The 21,506-nt window shown below is 34.3% G+C and carries 20 protein-coding genes; 4 read left to right on the top strand and 16 right to left on the bottom strand.

The annotated features are described in order from the left end of the window. Positions 1-83 precede the first annotated feature (83 nt). The 3 genes from BOW55_RS13010 (at position 84) to BOW55_RS21670 (ending at position 5,261) form a co-directional block, all read left to right on the top strand. Positions 84-3,602, top strand: coding sequence for a nitrate reductase (locus tag BOW55_RS13010; RefSeq protein ID WP_129024467.1), 3,519 nt, complete (start codon positions 84-86; stop codon positions 3,600-3,602). 229 nt (positions 3,603-3,831) lie between these two features. Beyond that, complete coding sequence (locus BOW55_RS13005; RefSeq protein WP_371414520.1) at positions 3,832-5,118, top strand: rubredoxin; 1,287 nt, start codon at positions 3,832-3,834, stop codon at positions 5,116-5,118. Next, entirely contained in the window at positions 5,088-5,261 is a 174-nt protein-coding gene (locus BOW55_RS21670; RefSeq protein ID WP_371414519.1) for a rubredoxin, read from the top strand. Before BOW55_RS13005 ends, BOW55_RS21670 begins: the two co-directional genes overlap by 31 nt. Positions 5,262-5,621: 360 nt before the next feature. Here the strand turns inward: BOW55_RS21670 and BOW55_RS21365 are convergent, their stop codons facing one another. Next, positions 5,622-6,155, bottom strand: a complete 534-nt coding sequence (locus BOW55_RS21365) for a hypothetical protein (RefSeq protein ID WP_241686555.1) — start codon at positions 6,153-6,155, stop codon at positions 5,622-5,624. Positions 6,156-6,159: 4 nt separating this feature from the next. Here BOW55_RS21365 and BOW55_RS21360 point away from each other — a divergent pair, with 4 nt between their 5' ends. Beyond that, positions 6,160-6,381, top strand: a complete 222-nt coding sequence (locus tag BOW55_RS21360; RefSeq protein WP_233207029.1) for a hypothetical protein — start codon at positions 6,160-6,162, stop codon at positions 6,379-6,381. A 266-nt stretch (positions 6,382-6,647) separates the two neighbouring features. On the opposite strand, the gene moaA is transcribed toward BOW55_RS21360, so the two are convergent. From moaA to BOW55_RS12925, 15 genes are all read right to left on the bottom strand, one after another. Further along, entirely contained in the window at positions 6,648-7,655 is a 1,008-nt protein-coding gene (gene moaA, locus BOW55_RS12995; RefSeq protein ID WP_129024465.1) for a GTP 3',8-cyclase MoaA, read from the bottom strand. After that, positions 7,642-8,556, bottom strand: a complete 915-nt coding sequence (moaCB, locus tag BOW55_RS12990) for a bifunctional molybdenum cofactor biosynthesis protein MoaC/MoaB (RefSeq protein ID WP_129024464.1) — start codon at positions 8,554-8,556, stop codon at positions 7,642-7,644. The genes moaA and moaCB overlap by 14 nt, the downstream gene beginning before the upstream one ends. Continuing rightward, entirely contained in the window at positions 8,556-8,987 is a 432-nt protein-coding gene (locus tag BOW55_RS12985) for a molybdenum cofactor biosynthesis protein MoaE (protein WP_099719278.1), read from the bottom strand. The genes moaCB and BOW55_RS12985 overlap by 1 nt, the downstream gene beginning before the upstream one ends. Before the next feature lie 211 nt (positions 8,988-9,198). After that, complete coding sequence (moeB, locus tag BOW55_RS12980; RefSeq protein WP_129024463.1) at positions 9,199-10,269, bottom strand: HesA/MoeB/ThiF family protein; 1,071 nt, start codon at positions 10,267-10,269, stop codon at positions 9,199-9,201. A 4-nt stretch (positions 10,270-10,273) separates the two neighbouring features. Then, positions 10,274-10,510, bottom strand: a complete 237-nt coding sequence (locus BOW55_RS12975) for a MoaD/ThiS family protein (protein ID WP_129024462.1) — start codon at positions 10,508-10,510, stop codon at positions 10,274-10,276. A gap of 2 nt (positions 10,511-10,512) precedes the next feature. After that, complete coding sequence (cobA, locus tag BOW55_RS12970) at positions 10,513-11,301, bottom strand: uroporphyrinogen-III C-methyltransferase (RefSeq protein WP_129024461.1); 789 nt, start codon at positions 11,299-11,301, stop codon at positions 10,513-10,515. Positions 11,302-11,306: 5 nt separating this feature from the next. Then, entirely contained in the window at positions 11,307-11,879 is a 573-nt protein-coding gene (locus tag BOW55_RS12965; protein ID WP_129024460.1) for a molybdenum cofactor guanylyltransferase, read from the bottom strand. Between the two features lie 260 nt (positions 11,880-12,139). Then, positions 12,140-13,312, bottom strand: coding sequence for a gephyrin-like molybdotransferase Glp (gene glp, locus BOW55_RS12960; RefSeq protein WP_129024459.1), 1,173 nt, complete (start codon positions 13,310-13,312; stop codon positions 12,140-12,142). A 166-nt stretch (positions 13,313-13,478) separates the two neighbouring features. Beyond that, positions 13,479-13,727, bottom strand: a complete 249-nt coding sequence (locus BOW55_RS12955; protein ID WP_089059585.1) for a DUF6755 family protein — start codon at positions 13,725-13,727, stop codon at positions 13,479-13,481. 24 nt (positions 13,728-13,751) lie between these two features. Continuing rightward, entirely contained in the window at positions 13,752-14,264 is a 513-nt protein-coding gene (locus BOW55_RS12950; RefSeq protein ID WP_089052736.1) for a Rieske (2Fe-2S) protein, read from the bottom strand. 9 nt (positions 14,265-14,273) lie between these two features. After that, entirely contained in the window at positions 14,274-14,843 is a 570-nt protein-coding gene (locus BOW55_RS12945; RefSeq protein WP_099719285.1) for a 4Fe-4S dicluster domain-containing protein, read from the bottom strand. Between the two features lie 17 nt (positions 14,844-14,860). After that, entirely contained in the window at positions 14,861-17,077 is a 2,217-nt protein-coding gene (locus tag BOW55_RS12940; protein WP_129024458.1) for a molybdopterin oxidoreductase family protein, read from the bottom strand. Positions 17,078-17,175: 98 nt separating this feature from the next. Further along, positions 17,176-18,228 (bottom strand): MFS transporter, encoded by a 1,053-nt coding sequence (locus BOW55_RS12935; protein WP_089059582.1) that lies wholly within the window; start codon positions 18,226-18,228, stop codon positions 17,176-17,178. A gap of 28 nt (positions 18,229-18,256) precedes the next feature. Then, the gene (locus BOW55_RS12930) at positions 18,257-19,849 is read right to left on the bottom strand and encodes a magnesium transporter MgtE N-terminal domain-containing protein (RefSeq protein ID WP_129024457.1); all 1,593 of its coding nucleotides are present in this window, start codon (positions 19,847-19,849) and stop codon (positions 18,257-18,259) included. 26 nt (positions 19,850-19,875) lie between these two features. After that, positions 19,876-21,351, bottom strand: coding sequence for a nitrate/nitrite transporter (locus BOW55_RS12925; protein WP_129024456.1), 1,476 nt, complete (start codon positions 21,349-21,351; stop codon positions 19,876-19,878). Positions 21,352-21,506: the final 155 nt, after the last annotated feature.

Below are 21,506 nucleotides of genomic sequence, written 5' to 3'. Positions count from 1 at the left end.
TACGTAAAAATACTTATTTTTGTATAAGTGATTTATCTAAATCGCTGCAGATTCAAGAAATAGTATCTAAAAAAAGAACTGTAATGCAAAATACCAAAATCAAAACTACCTGTTCTTATTGCGGCGTTGGCTGCGGCATAATCGTAACCAACGATGCTAAAAACGGCGTTATGGTTGAAGGAGACAAAGATCATCCGGTAAATAAAGGAATGTTATGTTCTAAAGGAATGAATCTGCATTATGTAGTCAACGATACTTCTGACCGAATTTTATATCCTGAAATGCGAGGCAGCAAATCCTATCCGCTGGAGCGCGTAAGCTGGGATACTGCTCTAGACCGAGCTGCGGCAGTTTTTTCTTCTATTATAAAAAAACATGGTCCAGACAGTGTTGGATTTTATATTTCGGGACAATGCTTAACCGAGGAATATTATTTGGTAAATAAACTTGTAAAAGGTTTCTTGAAAACCAATAATATCGATACCAATTCGAGACTCTGCATGAGTTCTGCCGTTGTGGGTTATAAAAAGACTTTTGGAGAAGATTCTGTACCAATTGCGTATGATGATATCGAATTGGCAGATACTTTTTTAATCACAGGCGCAAATCCTGCTTGGTGTCACCCTATTCTATTTAGACGACTTGAAAAACATAAAGAGAAAAACCCAAAAACGAAGATAATAGTAATTGATCCTAGGCGCACTGATACAGCCGCTTTCGCCGATTTGCATTTACAAATTCTTCCGGGATCTGACATTATTTTGTATCATGCTATTGCAAGACGCATAATTGAAAAAGGTCATGTTGACCATGATTTTGTCAAAAACAATGCTGAAAATTTCAAACAATATAAAGATTTAGTACTAAGTACGTCGCTTGAAAAAGCATCAAAACTATGCGGAATATCAGTAAACGATATTAAACTTGCTGCAGATATTATCGGAAAGGCAAAAGGATTTATTTCACTTTGGGCAATGGGATTAAACCAAAGCGCCGTTGGAGTTGATAAAAATACGGCTTTGCTGAATTTATCTCTTTTAACAGGACAAGTCGGAAAGCCAGGTTCTGGACCATTTTCATTAACGGGTCAGCCGAATGCTATGGGCGGACGTGAAGTGGGCGGAATGGCGACACTTTTGGCAGCGCATAAAGACATTGCAAATCCTACACATCGCAAAGAAGTGGCTGACTTTTGGGGTGTTGACGAGATTTCAGATAAACCAGGTTTAACGGCAACAGAAATGTTTGAAGCTTTAGAATCAGGAAAAATGAAGGCTGTTTGGATTATTTGTACAAATCCTTTAGTTAGTTTGCCAGATTCACGTCGAATCGAAAAAGCACTTCAAAACGCCAAGTTTGTAGTAGTTCAGGATATTTCGCATAATGCTGATACAGCCAAATTTGCCGATTTGCTTTTGCCTGCTGCCGGCTGGTTAGAGAAAGATGGAACGATGACTAATTCTGAACGTCGCATTTCTTATCTGCCAAAAGGAATTAATGCGCCGGGAGAAGCACTTCCTGATATTGAAATTTTAATTCGTTTTGCTAAAAAAATGAATTTTCATGGTTTCGATTTCAATAATGCCGAAGAAATTTACAAAGAGCATTGTGCACTTACCAAAGGCACTAATATTGACATTTCATTTTTAAATTATAATCGCTTAAAAACCGAAGGCACTTTTCAATGGCCGGTTCCAGATTACGGACATCCGGGAACACCTAGATTATTTACCGACAAAAAATTCTATACGCCTTCTGGGAAGGCGATTTTTAACCTGCCTGTTTCAATCGAAAATACATCAGTACAGCCCAATGCCGAATTTCCTTTTATTTTAACTACTGGACGAATTCGCGATCAATGGCACACGATGACCAAAACGGGAAAAGTTTCCAGATTATTAACTCATATTCCAAGTCCAGTTTTAGAGATAAATCCAATTGATGCCTTTAAAAATGAAATTAAAAACGGTGATATTATTACCGTTACTAGCAAAAATGGAGAAGTTCGCGTAAAAGCAAAAGTGACTGATTCTATTAAAGAAAAGGTACTTTTTCTGCCAATGCATTGGGGAAAACAACTTGAAAATGATTTGAATAGAACAAACAATTTAACGAATACTGTTGTAGATCCTATTTCAAAAGAACCTGATTTTAAATACACGACGGTTTCGATTAAAAAATATGTAAAACCCTTTCAGAAAATTGCCATTGTTGGCGCCGGCGCAGCTTCATTCCGATTCATTCAAAATTATCGTGAATTTAATACTACAGATGAAATTATTGTTTTTTCGAATGAAATAAATCCGTTTTACAATCGCGTTTTATTACCCGAATATATGACGGGAGAATTTACTTGGGAACAGCTTTTAAAGGTTAAAGACGGCGAAGCATTAAACAAGCTGAATATTACCATGAAAGCGGGAATTTCTATTGAAAAAATAGACTCCAATACAAAAACTATAAAAGATAGTTTGGGCGAAATACACACTTTCGATTCATTGATTTTAGCAACGGGAAGTCGCCCTTTTATTCCAGAAAACGCGCAACTGCATCTTCCAGGTCGATTTACCGTAAGACGAAAAGAAGATGCCGACCGTTTAAAAAAACATCTTGACAGCACTAATCTTCCGCCGGAAGAACAACATGTTGTTATTATTGGCGGAGGTTTATTAGGGTTGGAATTGGCTGCTGCTTTAAAACATAAAAAAGTAAAAACTACTATAATTCAGAGAGCTTCGCGTTTAATGGAACGTCAGCTGGATCGAATTTCAAGTAAATTATTGGCCGAAGAAGTACAGCTTCGTGATATTCAGATTTATTTTGATAATGAAGTCAGCACCGTTTTTGAAACGGATAATGAAAACGAAATTGAAATTGCCTTAAAAAGCGGTAAAATTATAACTGCAAATGCAATTGTTTATACGATTGGAACAATTCCGAATATCGAAATTGCGAGAGAAAGCGGTTTGGCTTGCGGGCGCGGCGTAAAAGTCAATCAATATTTACAAACTTCAAATCCTGATATTTTTGCAATTGGAGAAATAGCAGAATTCAATAATAAATTATTCGGAATTACTTCTGCTGCAGAAGAACAAGCGGATATTTTGGCAAACTTTTTAGCAGGCGATATCAGCAGTTATTACAAAGGTTCGATTTTAATGAATATTTTAAAATTAGAAGACATAAATCTGTGCAGTATTGGAGATATTACAATTCCAGAAAACGATGATTCGTATGAGGAAATTGTTTTTACTGATTTGAAAAAACGTTATTACAAAAAATGCATTGTAAAAGATGATCTCTTAGTTGGTGCAATTTTAATGGGCGATAAGAACGAATTTGCCGAATTCAAAACGATGATTGAAAGCAAAATCGAATTATCAGATAAGCGAAATATGCTTTTAAGAGGAAGTTCAACCGCAAAACCTGTTTTAGGAAAACTAGTTTGTTCCTGCAGTCAGGTTGGCGCAGGAAACATCGAAGAAACCATTAAAAGCGGTGTGAACGATTTTACCGATTTATGCAAAAACACTGGTGCAGGATTAGGATGTGGAAGCTGTAAAACGGAGGTTAAAGAGATATTGGCGAAGTGCAAAGTTTAAAAAAATGTTTCAAGTTTTCTTTGTTTCAAGTTTCAAGTTGCTCACCGTTTGTCATTTCGAGGAACGAGAAATCACACAAAAAACTTCGCAAAGTACAAAACAATCTTTGTCGAAATACGAGTATGATTTCTCGTTCCTCGAAATGACAAGATTGCGGTTAAACCTAAACTTGAAACCTAAAACTTGAAACCTAAAACCTGAGACAAAAAAACCTGAAACAAATAAACAAATGGAATTGACAAGATTAATAGTAAAAGGAGGCGTTATTTCGCCGGGAGAACTACTAGAAGTAGTAAACATTGCTTTAGACGAAGGTCTGGATTCTATTTCTTTTGGTTCGAGACAGGATATTATTTTTCCAAAAGGTTTTAAATCTTTAGACAAAACCACTTTGGGAAAACATCATTTTGTTTATCCAGATCAAAAAAGCGGGAACAATATTGTTTCTTCTTATGTTTCGACGGATATTTTTAGAAATACCAATTGGCTGACAGGAAATCGATTTTTGTATGTTTTAGAAGAATTTAAAGAACAGCCCAAACTAAAAGTAAACATTACAGATCCAAAACAACAGTTGGTTCCTTTATTTACAGGACATTTAAACTTTATAGCTTCAGAACATGAAGATTATTGGTATTTATATATCAGACTTCCAAAATGGGAAAAGATGGAAGTTTATCCGGTCTTAATTTATACTTGGGATTTAGCGAAGACTTATTACGAAATTGAGAAAATTACAGACGAAACCACTCTTGATATCGAAATGCTTTTTACGCTGATAAGCGAAGCTTTAGACACTAATAATCGAACAATCGACAAGCCTTTAAATATTCCGTTTTATCCTTTTCCTTACTACGAAGGAATGAACAGAATGGGAATCGATCAATACTGGCTTGGCCTTTATTGGCGAAATAATTTATACGATTTAGATTTCCTAAAAGAAATGTGCGATTTGTGTTTTGAATGCAAAATTGGAAAAATATGTATCACGCCTTGGAAATCTTTCATCATAAAAGGAATTCCGAAAGACCGAAAACTAGAATGGGAAAAGTTCTTAGGTAAACGCGGAATTAATGTTCGTCATTCTTTATTAGAATTAAATTGGCATCTGCCTGTTGCTATGGAATGGGCATTGAACTTGAAAACATTTTTAGTTCGTACTCTTGATCAATTTGATATAAGTACTTATGGACTGAATTTTGGTATTTCGGAATACAATCGGGACGGACATTACTTTACTTCGATTGTTATCGAAAAAAATGAACTTCCAGCAGCTTTAGAATCCATTAAAATCAGAGATACTTACAATGTTTTGTTTGCGAAGAATTTTGATCCAAATACACGAGAATATATCGTTCATTCTCAGGATATCGACAAACTTGAGCTGCCAACTATTCTAATCGAATTAAGCCGAAAATATTTTGATGAACTCGGAAATGCAACAACTGAAACTACAGAAAACCTACAGAAAAAAGAAAACCACAATTGGATATTTACCAATGTCAAGAATGTTTAACACTTTATAAACCTGAATATGGAGATGAAAGTCAAGGCATTCCAAAAGGAATTTTGTTTACAGATTTAGGCGAAGATTATTGCTGTTCTTTGTGTGAATCACCAAAAAGCAATTTTAAAATTTTAGAGATTATTACAAATTAATATCTTCACCATCATTATTAGTATCTATATAATTTCGTTAGTTATTTAGTGCTTGTGTCCAGCGATCGAGAATATCTTTTTTAAATTCTAATTACTAATGGAATCAATACAAAAGGATATCGCTTTCGTTAGGGCTGGAGCATTTGTTTTCACTTGGATTTATTAGAAATATTTTAAGCTTCCCAATTCACAATGACCATTCGCAATTCATAATTGCACCTCATTTTTTCATGTAGAATTGTTAAGAGATTCTGGTTAAAAATTCCGATCAAAAAAACAAACAATTCACTTTCAACTACTTAATATTATTTTTTATAAGAAAACTTAACATTGAGTAACTTGTTTTATAATTATCTTTACTTAACTGTGAATTAACAATTTAGTTACATTGCTAACAATAACTTTACCTAAAAGCGCATTTAATATGGAAAACAAACCCGAAGAAAGTACCCCGGAAAAAATCGATTCTGTAAAACCTGAAGCTGTTAAACCAGTTGCAGAAAACGCAAAACCAGAAAATACTCCTGTTAAGAAAGCTCCAGTTCGCAAAGCTGCACCTGCAAAAACAACAGCAGCAAAACCAACTGCGACAAAAGCAACTGTGGCAAAACCAGCTGCATCAAAGCCTACAACTACCAAGGCTCCTGCTGCTTCTGTTACAAAAGCTGCCGCAACACCTACAGCAAAAGCGCCTGCTAAAGCAGTTGTAAAATCTGCAGCAACGACTACGCCAAAACCAGCTGTACGAAAAGCTCCAGCAAAAAAAGTATTAACTCCTGCAGCAAAGTCAGAAGAAAAAACGACAGTTGCTGCAACACCAATTACTGAACCTAAAAAAGAAAATACTAACCAAGCAGTTAAAACTGAAAAAGATAAAGCTGCTAAAAAAGCCAAAAAAGTGAAAGATAAAGAAAAGGAAAAAGAGAAAAAGAAAGCAGCTAAGAAAAAAGAAAAAGCTAAGAAAGATAAAAAGAAAGAGAAAGCTAAAAAAGCAAAACTAAAAGCGAAAGCCAAGAAAAAAGAAAAAGCTAAAAAAGCTAAAGAAAAAGCTAAAGCTAAAAAAATCGCAAAAAAGAAAGCAAAGTCTCAAAAAAAGGCAAAAGCTAAAAAGAAGAAATAATTATTGAGAAAGGTTTAACTTTAAAAAGTTGAACCTTTTTTTATTTCTGAGCTCTTACACTTAGTTTGTCATTTCGACCAAGGAGAAATCTTCGCAAGTAGCTCCATAAAGAAGATCGCTAATCTTTGTCGATTTACAAGTGTGATTTCTTTCCCGAAGCTTCGGGATCGAAATGACAAGATTGTGTAAAAAAGTTTCGACTTCGCTCAGCCTGACAATTTCACATTTCACATTTCACAATTAACAATTAACAATTAACGATTAAACTATCCGCCAATTGCAATCATACTGCGGTTGTCAAAATGTTTAGCAGGATCGTTCATTTCGTCGATCGTCGCCATTCCTGCTCTGACTTTCTTTTTACTTTGAATAGCTGTTTCAATTAAATTCATAATTGATTCTCCTTTTCTAAAAGGAGTCAATAAATCAGTTTCAGAATTTGAAAAAAGACAATTTTTTATTTTTCCGTCAGCAGTTAAACGAATTCGGTTACAGCTGTCGCAAAACGGATTTGTAATCGAGCTTATGATTCCAAAATCACCTTGAAAATCTTTTATTTTATAATTTCTGGAAGTAAAGTTTTTCTCGTCTTCTAATTTTTGAATTTGATCTAAAGAAAAAGTATTTCCAACCAGAGATAATATCTCATTTTGGGAAACCATTTTGCTTCTGTCCCACTCGTTTCCCGCAAAAGGCATAAACTCAATAAAGCGCACAGAAATGGGCAGAAACTGTGTTAGTTTTACAAAATCAACAATTTCATTATCATTAAAACCTTTCATTAAAACCACATTTACTTTTACCTGAAAATCATTATTTAAAAGTAAATGAAGGTTATCAATAACTTTCTCAAACTGATTTCTGAGCGTTACAGCATGAAATTTAGACGAAATCAAAGTATCTAAACTCAAATTGATCTTTTTGATTTTAAATTGCTTTAAAACGGCAATATGACGGTCAATTAAAATTCCATTTGTCGTAATAGAAAGCGAAATATCTAAAGATGCCAATTTTGAAACAATTTCTGGAAAATCTTTTCGAAGAAGTGGTTCTCCTCCAGTTAATCTAATTTTATCAACACCATTTTTTACGAAAGTTTCGGCGATACTAAAAATCTCTTCAGCAGTCATTAAACTCGCTTTTGGAGAAAGCGCAATTCCATCGGCTGGCATACAGTATGTACAACGCAGATTGCATTTTTCCAACAGCGAAATGCGCAGATAATTGTGTCTGCGTCCAAAACCATCCGTCAAAATAGTGTTAGAGGCTGTCATGGTTTTTTCCTTTTAAAATATGAAAAACGTGCATTACATGCGGAAACACCGCATCCATCGATTCTCTCGCTCCGTTTGTAGAGCCGGGTAAAGCTAAAACTAAGCTTTTGCCCAAAGTTCCTGCAACGGTTCTAGACAACATTGCATAAGGCATTCTTTGTTGTCCGTAATCGCGAATGGCTTCCTCAATTCCAGGAATTCTGCTTTCTAATATTGGCGACAAAGCTTCTGGTGTTACATCTCTCGGTGATAATCCCGTTCCGCCCGTAAAAATTACCAGCTGATTTTCTTTTGCGAGAGCTTTTGTTCTTTCCTGAATAATATCTAATTCGTCAGGAATAATTTCATAATGCGAAGTTTCAACTCCGTATGAATCTAATTTTTCTACAATTATTTTTCCAGATCGATCTTCTTTATCTCCTGCAAAAATGGAATCAGAACAAACAAAAACTGCCGCTTTTATAGCGTTTGGAAATTTATTTTTGAAAGAGGATTTTCCGCCTTCTTTATAAATTAATTTGATAGTTGAAATCTCGATTTCTTTATCAATTGGTTTCAGCATATCGTACATCGTCAATGCTACGATTGATGCGCCGTGCATGGCTTCAACCTCAACTCCGGTTTTATAAACGGTTTTTACATTAAAAATAATCTGAATTTCTAATCCTTCAATTTTATATTCTACGGAAGTAAATTCAATTGGAATCGGATGACAATCGGGAATGGATAAATGCGTGTTTTTTACCGCAAATAATCCAGCTGTTTTTGCCATTTCGAGAACATTTCCTTTTGGCACAAGATTATTTACCACAGCATCAATTGTTTCTTGTTTGCTGACTTTTACAATTGCCGTTGCTGTTGCTTTTCGTAATGTGCTTATTTTATGCGTAATATCTACCATTAACTATTTTGTTTCCAAGTGAATGTATCGTTTTCAAACATTTCTTTACCAAAAATTGGCACGTCAGTTTTTATCCAGTTTACTATGGTTTCTGTGGCTTCATAAACTTGTTTGCGTCGTGTTGCTGAAACAAACACAAACAAACAGATTTCGCCTGCTTTTACAACCCCTAAACTGTGATAAATGTGCATGCAGGTTAAGTCGAATTTAGCAAAAGCTTTCTCGCGAATTGTGTGCAACGCCTCATTTGCCATATCGGTATAAGCGGAATAATCAATTGCAACAACTGTATTATCGTGAATTACATCGGCACGAACTTGTCCTAAAAAAATATTGTGTGCGCCAATTGTATGTTTCGATTGGTGTTTGGCGATTGACTCAGCAATAAATTCAGGAGAAATTGGTCCTTCTACAAATACATTTTTACTCATTTTTTATATGTTTTTTTTATAGCCGCGAATTACACTAATTTTCACTAATTAAATTCTATAATAAAAAAAGTTAACCGCAATATTGTCATTTCGACGGAGGAGAAATCTTCACAAGTGACTCCATAACTAGACCCCAATCTTTGTCGAGTCACCTACGAAGATTTCTCCTCCGTCGAAATGACAAACTATGCGTAAATCTTTGAATCTTTGGCTAAATTTTTATTTCTTCTTTCAATAAATTCTTCATTGCTAAAGCGCCTCCCGCGATACTTTTCGTATTCTTAAATTGATGTTTTTGAAGTATCTCAACTGCCATTTTACTTCTGATTCCGGATTGACAGAAAACATAGATCATTTGTTTTTTGTCCAGTTTTTCGATTTCATTTTCTAAATGCAGTAATGGAATCTGAACTTGATTTTTTAAACTGATTTTTGGCAATTCATCACTATTTCTAACATCTAAAAACAAAATGGAATCATTGTTTACTTCCTCTAAAACGGAACCAAAACTTATTTCTGCAACCTCAAATTTATTATATTTTTCTTCGAATAATTCTCTGCTTATTGACTGAATATCATTTCTGTCAAAACCATATTTTTGTTGTTCGTTGTTCAAAATATTGTAAACCAATATTTTTCCGTTCAAAACTTCTCCAATTCCGAGAATCATTTTTAAAACTTCATTTGCTTGAAGCATACCGATAATTCCAACTGAAATTCCAATTACTCCGGCATCTTCACAATTCAAAGCATTGTTATTTTCATCGGGATACAAACATCTGTACGTTGGTCCGTTTTGATAATTAAAAACCGAAACTTGTCCCTGAAATCTAAAAATAGATCCATAAACCATTGGTTTATTAACGACAAGACAAGCATCATTTATTAAATATTTTATTGCAATATTATCTGTTGCGTCAACAATAATATCATATTTTTCAAATAATGAAATAGCATTTTTTCCTGATAACTTTTCAGAAACTGTATTAACTTTTACTTCAGAATTCAATTCAGAAATCATCAATTTAGCTTCTTCTGCTTTTGATTTTCCAACTGCTGAAGTTTTATAAATAACTTGTCGATGCAGATTTGAAATTTCAATTGTATCATCATCTACAATCCCAATTTCACCAACTCCTGCAGAAGCCAAATACGGTAAAATTGCTGCGCCCAAACCACCGGCACCAACAACCAAAACTTTTGATTTCAGCAATTTGTACTGACCTTCGTCTCCAATTTCTGGAAGAATTATTTGTCTGTTATATCGGTTTGATGTACTCATTGTTTTATCCTCCTGCAAATGGCGGCAATAAAGCCACAACATCACTTGTCTGTAATGTAAAATCTGTTGTTTTTGAAACTATTTTTTGGTTTACGGCAACGCTGAAAGTCAGTGCTTCGAACTCATATTTTTCGTTTAAGTCCTGCAATAGTTTTTGCAGTGAAACTTCGGGAAAAGATAACTTTTCGAATTCACATTTTGTCTTTTCGGCTACAGCTCCAAAATATTTAACTTCAATCATTCTTATAAATTTAAATTCTGAAAAATAAATTCATCATCAAAATGTTCCTGAAAATACGCAATCCAGCTTGAAGTATTTCGTACTACTTCGCCAATCACAATAATTGCAGGCGATGATATGTTTTTTTCAGATACCAATTTAGTAATTGTATCAATAGTTCCTATTACTTTTTGCTCTGAATTTTTAGTTCCGTTTTGAATGATGGCAATTGGCAGATTGTCATTTCTATTTTCTTGATAAATAGAAATAATTTCGTCCAGTTTATGCATTCCCATTAAAATAACTACCGTTGCAGCTGATTTTGAAGCTAACTGTACATCTTTTGACAATTTATGATCTGAAGTTGTTCCAGTAATTACCCAAAAACTTTCGGCAACTTTTCGTTGTGTCAAACTAATTCCTACTGAAGCAGGAACACCTAAAGCTGATGAAATTCCTGGTACAATTGCAGTTTCAATTTCAAATCGCTCAGCAAATTCAATTTCCTCACTTCCACGTCCAAAAATAAAAGGATCGCCGCCTTTTAAACGAACAACATGTCCGTGTTTTTTTGCCATTGAAACAATCAAATCATTAATCTGATCTTGTGTGTAAGCGTGACAACCCAATCGTTTTCCAACAAAAACTATTTCGGCATTCGATGCATATTCCAATAATTCCTCGTTAACCAAAGCATCATACAAAACAACATCGGCACTTTTTAAAGCTTTAATAGCTTTCATCGTAATCAATTCAACGTCGCCAGGACCTGCGCCTACAATCGTTAATTTTGGTGTTTTTAAGCTTTGCATAATCTTTAACTTAAATTGATATTCAGATCATTTAATTCGTCTGCGGAATTAATATTGGTTAAATGAAAGTTTTCACTTTCTTCTATATTTACAATTTGATGCGGCACTTTCGCAAGCAAATCCATCATTTTTAACTCATTAGAATCGACTGCATCTTTAATTATTGAAATAACTTTTTTTGAGTAAATTCCAATTAATGGGTGTATTCGGCTCTCTGAAGCAAAAACCGTAATTCCGGCTTCTTCTGTATGCTTTGAAATTAATTCTTGTAATAATTCAGTTGAAATTAACGGAATATCGCAGCTTAAAATCAAATTAAATTCAGTTTCAGAATGTGATAATGCAGTATAAATTCCACCTAATGGACCTTTTTCTGCAATAATATCAGGTATTTTTTGGTACGGCAGATAATCATATTCTTTTGAAGCCGTAATCAATTTTATCTGATCTGTGATGGGTAAAATCGCCCGAATTATATGTTCAATAAATGGTTTTTCCTGAAACAGCACTAATCCTTTTTCAGACTGCATTCTGGAGCTTTTTCCGCCGCAAAGAATAAATACTGTTGGTGTTTCCATGATTAATTTTGTTTCAGGTTATTTTACCGCAAAGAGCGCTAAGAATTTTTATTCATTATTGTCTTTAAAATTAAGTTCGCAAAGCTGAAAATTTACAAAGTCCCAATGGTTGAAACCATTGGTTATATTTTTGACATTCTTTACATTAACATTTTCCATAGTTTCAAACTTTAGCTATGTGTTTTTATTTATACAGCGACCATTATCATTATAACTCAAAAATCTTTTTCTATCCTCTTTCTATTTTCTTATTCTTAGAATTAATCTATCGGTAATAACGTAACTAATTGTCCTTTTTTATATTCTTCAATACCTTCGGGAACGATTAGTAAACTGTTTGCAACAGCAAAGGTGTTAAGCATTGCAGAACTTTGGCTGTTTAAAACTTCAACATGTGTTTCGTTGTATTTTGCCTTTAAAAACAATGTTTTCCCTGTATTATTTTTAAGATCTGAGTTTAATTTCCGAATTACTTTTGTTTTGTGAATCTCCAAAAATCCTATTCTGCTTTTTATTGCCGGAGCAACATAAATGTAAAAATTAGTCAGCGATGAAGCGGGATTTCCAGGTAAAGCAAAAACTAAAGTTTCATCTTTAGAACCAAAAAACATTGGTTTTCCAGGCTTTTGATTGATTTTATAGAACAGTTCTTTTACATCATTCTGCAACAATGCTTCTTTTACAAAATCATAATCTCCAACAGAAATTCCGCCAGAAATTAAAACTATATCATACTTTTTTAAAATACTTTTTAATGCTTTTTTCGTAGCTTTTAAATTATCTTTTACACTGTAAACTTTCGTTTTTTTAATACCAATAGTTTCAAGAGCAGCTTGAAGCATTACAGAATTACTTTCGTAAATTTTTCCTTTTTTCAGTTTTTCACCGGGTTTTACTAATTCGTTTCCTGTAACTAAAATAGCAACTTTAGGTTTCTTGTGTACTTTAATTTCTGTGATTCCTAAACTGGCTAAAAAACCAATTGCGGCTGGAGTTATTAAAGTCCCTGCTTCAAAAACAATATCGTCTTTAGCAATCTGCTCTCCTTTTTCGCGAATATTTGCATTTTTTGCGGGCATTGCTGCTATAAGTATCGAATTTTTATTTGCAATTACATGCTCTTGCATTACAACAGTATCAGCATCATCAGGCACAAATGCGCCTGTAAATATTCTAACGGCTTCATTTGTATTCAATTTTAAATTTAAATGATCACCTGCTTGTGATGTACTTACTATATCATATTGATGCTTGATGCTGTGAATAAAAGCATATCCATCCATAGCCGATTGACGAAACGGCGGCATATGAATTGGAGAAATAACTTTCTCTGCCAAAACGTAACCTAATGCTTTACTTACGGCTATTTGCTGTTTAGGCATCTTGGCACTGTTTGCTTCAATTATTGTTAATGCTTCTTCAACTTTTATCATAAAATGCTATCCTTTATAAGCAAAAAAATACTTATTACAAATATAAGTATTTTTACTTAGTTAAAATCATTAGTACCTATTTTTTTTGAATATAAATTTAGGGTAATTCTTTTGAATACTCTCAGAAAAAATCTACCAGCATTTTTTTATGGCAGAAAATCTTGCTTTATTTATTTCTAAAATTACCTTTTGGCAGATAATACAACCATGCAAAACCAATTAAAAATAGAATTGCTGATGCTATGAATGCAGGAATCAATATTTCTTTATTATTGTCTAATGCGTTATTTAATGAGGCATACAAAAGCCAAATTTGAATGCTGACATTTAATATTAAAATAAAAATAAGTGTCGAAAGTATATTATTCAGCTTATTAGGGTTTGCGCGATTCTGGCTGCGTCTAAAAGTACTCATACTTATAAAATTAAATTATACAAATTAGCTTTCTTTTTTTTCGATATAGGCTTTTACAAAAACGGCATTCTCTTTAAACACAACTTCTAGCTGCGGTAAAGCTCTTGGCGGTGGTCCAGCAATTACATCTCCAGTTTTAGCATCAAATGATCCTTCGTGGCAAGGGCAATGTATAATTCCTGTTCCTGGTTTATAAAATACTGAGCACGATAAATGTGTACATTTTTGCTCGTAAGCTTTAAATTCACCACTTTCTAGATGTATTAAAATATACGGAATTGTACTTCCTTCTAATACAAATCCTCTTGTTCCGCCCACAGGAACATCTTCTTTATTACAAATAAAATGTTCGCCCTGCACTTCTTCTTTTGGCAGTAAAAATGCTTTTGCGGTTACAAATCCGCTTCCTACCATTAATCCGCCGGAAACAAAAGTCAGGAATTTTGCAAAATCGCGTCGGCTGACTTGAGTTGATTCCTGTTTTTTTATGGGGAAATCCTTTTTCCAGTTTTGATTTAAATTATCTTCTTTTGACATGATCTGGATTTAATATATTCTTAATTCATTAGCGCCTTTTGGCATCATAATATTGACTTTTGTAGTAACTCTTTCTTGTCCAAAAATAAAATTATTGATTGGTGTACTATTTGGTCTCATTTCTTCGATTTGTTCTCTTGTTCCGTAAAATAATGCTCCGCTTGGGCAGACTGTTGCACACATTGGTTTTTTTCCAACGCTGGTACGGTCATAGCACATTGTACATTTCATCATTAAATCGTATTCTTCCATTTTTTTAGGTACTCCAAACGGACAAGCCATTACGCAGTTTGAGCAACCTATACATCTTTCTGTACTTGCTGTATGAACTACGCCAAATTCATCTTGTGAAATAGCATCTGCTGGACATACGTTAGCACAAACTGGATCTTCGCAATGCATACAAACTTGCACAGTAGTTTGGATTGTCGAGGAACGTTCTACATAATTAACACTTATCAGAGATTCCTGTCCGTTTGTTTCGCATTCTGCACAAGCCATTTCACAGGCTTTACATCCAATACAGCGTTGCAGATCTACAAAAAACTCTTCGTTTCTATTAAAATTGGTTAAATTCATAAGTCTTCTTTTATAGATTAAACACTTGCAAAAGCATCAGATCCAGCAGAGGATGGTGCAATTTCGCCAAGCGGATTTAATGAACAGGCACAAACTTTAAATTCTGGCATTTTAGAAATAGGATCTAAAGTCCCAATTGTTAATTGATTAGCCGATTTAATTCCCGGCCAATGATATGGTATAAATACAGTATCTTTTCGGATGGTTTCAACTATGTTTGCAGGAAAAACGCCTTCTCCTCTTCGGGTTAAAACTTTTACCAATTCGCGTTGCTTAATACCATATTTCAGAGCCAGCTCAGGATGAATTTCTAACAGGGGTTCAGGAAACTGATCTACCAGCTTACCTATTCGGCGGGTTTGTGTTCCGCTCAAATATTGAGAAACCACACGACCTGTAGTTAGTGTTATTGGAAATTCTTCATCAGTAACTTCTCCTGGAAGTTTATATGGAGCAGGATTAAAATGAGCTCTTTTATCTGGAGTTGCAAACACTTTGTCTTCCCACAATCTAGGTGTTCCGGGATGATCATCTGTTGGGCAAGGCCAGAAAACACCCATATTATCTTCTATTTTTTTATATGATATTCCGAAATAATTTGCAGTTCCTCCATTAGAGGCAACACGCAATTCATTAAATATAGCTTCACTATTTTCATAAGTAAACTTATCTTCTACTCCCAATCTTTTTGCTAATTCTAAAAATATTGAAGTATCTGTTCTAGCATCTCCAGGAGGTGTCACAGCTTGACGAATTCGGATAACTCTTCCTTCTGCCGATGTTGTAGTTCCTTCTTCTTCTTCTTGCAATGATCCAGCTAAAACAATATCTGCATGACGAGCAGTTTCATTTAAAAAGAAATCAATACAAGCGTAAAACTCTAATTTTTCAAGTGCTTCTCGTACATAATTATTATTAGGCAATGATACTAGAGGATTAAAACAAATAGAAAGTAAACCTTTTATTTCTCCTCTGTGTATAGCATCAATAATTTCATAAGCCGATAAACCTTTTCCTGGCATATCTTTTTCATCGATTCCCCAAACTTGTGATATGTATTTACGATGTTCTGGGTTTTCAATATCTCTATTTCCAGGTAATTGATCACATTTATGGCCATGCTCTCTTCCTCCCTGTCCATTTCCTTGTCCCGTAATTGTTGCATATCCGCAGTAAGGTCTTCCTAATCTTCCTGTTGCCAAAACTAAATTGATACAGCCTACTACATTATCAACACCTTTAGAGTGCTGCTCTATCCCGCGTGCGTGAAGTAAAAAGCTCGTTTTTGCTTTTCCCCATAACTCAGCAGCAGCTTTTATCTTTTCTTTGTCAATTCCAGTAACTTCTTCGGCCCATTCTAAAGTATAATCTTTTACTGCATCAATTGTTTCTTGAAATCCTGAAGTATGATTGTCGATAAAATCGTGATCTAACATATCATGATCTACCAGATATTTTAGCATCGCTCCATATAAAGCAGAATCTGTTCCGGGCTTTACATCTAAATGAATCTCTGCAGTCCTTGCTAACGGAATCATTCTTGGGTCGATTACAATTAACTTAGCGCCGCGATCACGAGCTTTCCAAATCCAGTGGGTTAAAGTTGGAAATGTTTCACTGATATTTGCACCAGCAACAATAATTACTTCTGCATATTCAAGGTCAGAATAGTTATTTGAGCCTCGATCTAAACCAAAGGCTTTTTTATTTCCAGCTCCTGCACTTACCATACAAAGTCTTCCGTTGTAGTCTAGATTTTTTGTTTTTAAGGCTACACGAGCAAACTTACCTACTAAATAACTTTTTTCATTTGATAATGATACGCCGGATAACATTGAAAAAGCATCTTTACCATACTTTTCCTGAATTCTTTTAATTTCAGATACGGTTTTATCCATCGCTTCATCCCAAGTCGCCTTTTCAAAACCTTTTCCTTCTACTCTCTTCAAAGGATGTAATAAACGATCTGGGTGATTGTTTTGTAAATAACGTTGTACTCCTTTTGGACATAAACGCCCTTCGTTGAAAGGAAACTCCATCCAAGGTTCGAAGCCCACTACTTGATTATCTTTTACAGATAATTGAATACCGCATTGCATGCCGCAAAAGCAGCAATGTGTTTTTACCAATTTATCTGGTTCGTCTCTACCTTCATAACCATCTTTAGGCGCATAATTTAAATGCGGACCGAACTCTTCAATAATTTTTTCAGCTGATACAGGTAATTTTGCCATTGTCTTTTTTTGTTTGTTTTGTTTCCGGTTTCAAGCTTCAGGTTTAACGTTCTTTGCGGAACTTGAAACCTGAAGCTTGAAACTTGAAACTATATTCTTTATCCAAATAAGCTTCCTCCGCTTTCTATTCTGGCTTTTAAATGTGCTTGTGCTAATCGTGATCTTTTTCCTTCTGGACTTAAATCCAGGTGAGAAGTTCCATCTTCATGTGTAAAATCAAAACCCAATTGTTTGGTTACAATTTTTAAATCATTGATATGAAGTTTTGTTGCAAATTCTTCTCCAGTGTGCGGGCAAACTGCCATTCCTTGTTTGATTCCTTCTTGTTTATAAATATGAGCTCCAATTTGTGCGGGACGCTGAATGATATGAAAGAATTTTCCAAACGGAATCCATATTAAAAACATGATTACGGTTACGGCATGAATTACGGCTAAGAAATCATATGCAAATCCTTTCATGAATTGATACGAATAGGTTAAGCATAAACCAGTAACCGATATTGCAATTAATAATATCAACGGCAATAAATCTCCTTCAAAGGTTTGAGTAGCAATTAATCCCGGGTTTGTTAATCTTCGTCTTAAATAATATACAGACCCAATTATTACAAGCCATGATGACCAGTTTAGGGCATGAAAAATTAAAAAGGCAAGAAAAGATCCTATTTCGAAATCCATCATTTTAAATCCGAAGAAATGCGCTTCGTAAATAGAAATAGAATTAGGTGCCAATGAAAAATGAATCCATCCAAATGTCAACGGAATAGTAATCGCAAAAGCAGACAAGCAGCCTAATGCGATACAGAAATGGGCAAACCAGCGCCATTTACTTCTTGGATAAATAAACTTTTGAACAACAATATTTTGTACTGATTCTTTTCCTAAAAACCACAAATGCGAAAATATTTTTCCTGTAAAAAGAAATTTTATACTTCTTTTAAAATACATCCATGTCGGCGGACGCTGCAGCCAAACGGTATATCGATAAACGATTCCGAAGAAAGCAAATACGGTTCCGAATAAATAAGTAATTAATGCTGCATCGAAATTCTGCAATTGTCTGGAACCATAAAACACAAGTACGATAGTGAGTATAGAAACCAGCGAAGCAACAAGCAGGGCTTTGGTATTAAATGTTTTATCTTTCATCCTTAATTTAAATTTTAATGATTACTTATTAACTTGGTTTCTCGCATCCTTTACGATTGTAGAACCACCAATTGATACCTGTAGCTAATATAGTGAAAATAGCAACACCAATAAAGAATTGATCTACAGTACCATTAGCTGAAAGATTATTTCCTATTAATTTTGAAAAAATAAATGGTCCAAATGCAGCGATTGCAGCTGTCCAACCAATTACTCCCGCTGCCTGACGTTGGTTTTCGGCAAAAATAATAGGGTATTGTCTAAAGGTACCTGCATTTCCAATTCCTGTAAAAAAGAACATTGCTAAAATTACGGTTACAAAAAGAGGAAACTGCTCCATACTTGTTGGTGCTACTAATCCTTCTGTAACTAAAATAATTGATCCTGCCAAAATTCCTAAACCAGTAATTGTAGTAAGTATAGCTCCTCCTACTTTATCGGCTACGAAACCAAAAGCAATTCGGCTTGCAGAACCTATAAGCGGCCCGTAAAAAGCATAAACTAATGGATCTGGTGCGTTTGGAAAATCACCGTACAAGAACTTAATCATTAAAGGAAAAGCAGCAGATAAACCTGCAAATGTTCCAAAAGTCATGATGTAAGTAATGGTACAATACCAAGTATGTTTATTAGAAAAAATATCTAATTGCTCTTTAATTGATGCTTTCATTGGAATACTTTTTAAGTAAAACCAACTTATAATAGATAATAATATTAGGAACGGAGCGTACCAAAATGCAGCTGATTGCAAATAAATTTCGGTGTTTTTGACTGCTGTATTTTTAGGACTGATATCATTTAATATTTTCTCAGCCATCTTTGGATTTGCATTTGCAATAGCCTTAGCTTTTGCTTTTAAAGGCAACGCCGTAAAAAGAGCTACTTTATCATCTGATTGGATTGATGCACTTACTGAATCAGTAACTGTTTTCTTTACGTTAGTCAATATTCTAGCTTGTACGTCAGGATCTAAAGCAGAAAAAACCTCTTTTTGTTTTTCTATACTAGCATTCTGAAAAACAACAATTGCTTCTTTATGATCAATACTTGTAAATACCTGTGCAGCACCAAAAATACTAACGCTTATAATAAGCGGCGTAACAAATTGCGCTACCGAAACACCAAAATTTCCAATTCCTGCCTGAATTCCAAGAGCTGTTCCTTTAAGTCTTTTAGGAAAAAACAAACTTGTACTTGGCATATAAGAGGAGAAGTCTCCACCTCCAAAACCTGTAGTAAAAGCTAAAAGTGCAAATACCCAAAATGGTGTATTTACATCCATCACTGCAAAACCAATTCCGATTACGGGGATTAATTTAATAAGTGTAGCAAATGACACTATATGTCTTGTTCCAAAAATGGGTAATATAAAAGTATGTATAATTCTCAAAAATCCTGCTGCAAGTCCAGGAATTGCAGTCAGCCAAAAAAGTTGATCCTTAGTAAATCGAAATCCCAATCCTGGCAATTTTACGGCAATAACACTCATCATAAACCATGATGCGAATGATAATACTAAAGTGATCGTTGTTATTGTTAACGTTCTCCAAGCGATTTTACTTCCGGTAGAATTCCAAAATACTTCATCTTCTGGATCCCATTTATCTAACCAAGTTTTCATATATCTATTATTAAGTTATTTAATTTTTAATGATTGCTTTCAATATCTCTGGTGAAATCTGGAAGCTTAGATCGAGTTGCATTAATAATTGTTCGATGCATCCAAAGAAGACAAAGCACAGAAACTATAAAAATAAAAATCCATGAACTAGTCCAAAGTCCCGTATAATTAAGAAGATAACCAAAGATTATTGGGCCGGCAAAACCGCCAAGTCCGCCAATTAAACCAACCATTCCTCCCACTACTCCAACTTCATTTGGAAAATATTCTGGAATATGTTTATAAACGGCAGCCTTTCCAATTCCCCAAGAAATACCAATAAGAATTACCAAAACCACATATACCCAAAGATTAGCACTAAACTTAATTTGTGTAACTCCTTGCGCTAATAATTCTTTCTTTTTTACTTCTTGATTTTGTTTGACAAGGATTTCCTGCCAAGAATTTTTTACTGGAAAAATGGCAGCTTCATCATCATTTTGAACTTGTTTGGTATGTATGTTATGTACTTTTCCATCTACTACTACTTTATCGGCAGTAATTTCTGTAACGGTACCGTTATTCATTGCCATAACTCCAGGCCCTGCAGTAAAAATCTCCATTTTTGGAAACATCAATAAAAAACTGATTACGATTGAAGATCCTAATACCCAATACATTACTTTTCTAGCTCCAAATTTATCTGATAAGTAACCTCCAAAAGCTCTAATAACTCCAGATGGCAGACTAAACATAGTAGCAAACATCCCTCCCATTACGAGTGTAGTGTGATAAACATTCATAAAATTGGGAAGCAGCCATTGTGAATACGCCACGAAAAAGCCGAATACTAAAAAGTAATACGCACCAAAACGCCAAACTCGAACGTTTTTAAGAGGCGACATCAATTGCCCCATTGTTTTTGAAACTACTTTATTTGTTTTATTTTTTGCGAAAACAATAAAAAGAATTCCAATGATTACAAGTGTCACTGCATAAATAACCGGAAGTGCCTTCCAACCATTTACTGGATCATTTTCAGATAAATTATTTAATAAAGTAGGCGCAACAAAAGTGGTAATTGCCGCTCCTGCATTTCCCATTCCAAAAATTCCCAAAGCACGTCCCTGCCATTCTTTTGGATACCAGATTGAAGTATAACCTATCCCAACCGCAAAGCTTGTTCCTACTAATCCGAAAAGAAAACTCAATACTGCAAAACTCCAAAATGAACTTGCAAATGGCAATAAAAATAAGGGGATTGAGCACAATAAAAGTAATGCCGAAAATATAATTTTTCCTCCGTATTTATCTGTCAAAATACCTATAGGTAAACGAAAAACAGAACCTGAAAGTATAGGAATTCCTAATAACCACCCAGTCTCAACAACTGTAAAATTAAATATTCCTTTATCAACTAGATAAGTTACCAAAACGCCATTTAATGTCCAACAAGCAAAGCAAATGGTAAAGGCAAGTGTATTTAAAAATAAAATTCGGTGGGATTGAGACAGATTACTCATATAATAATTATTAAAATATTAGTGAACTATTATCAGTACTTAATATGACAACAAAATTAAAACAGTTAACCTCTGCAAAAAATGACATATGTCATATTAAAGATAATCTTGTCTTTAATATGACATAAATCGAATATAGATAAATCACATTTTAC

Source organism: Flavobacterium sp. YO12, from assembly GCF_004119495.1.
Taxonomy (GTDB): domain Bacteria; phylum Bacteroidota; class Bacteroidia; order Flavobacteriales; family Flavobacteriaceae; genus Flavobacterium.
This window is presented reverse-complemented; position numbering and strand designations above follow the sequence as displayed.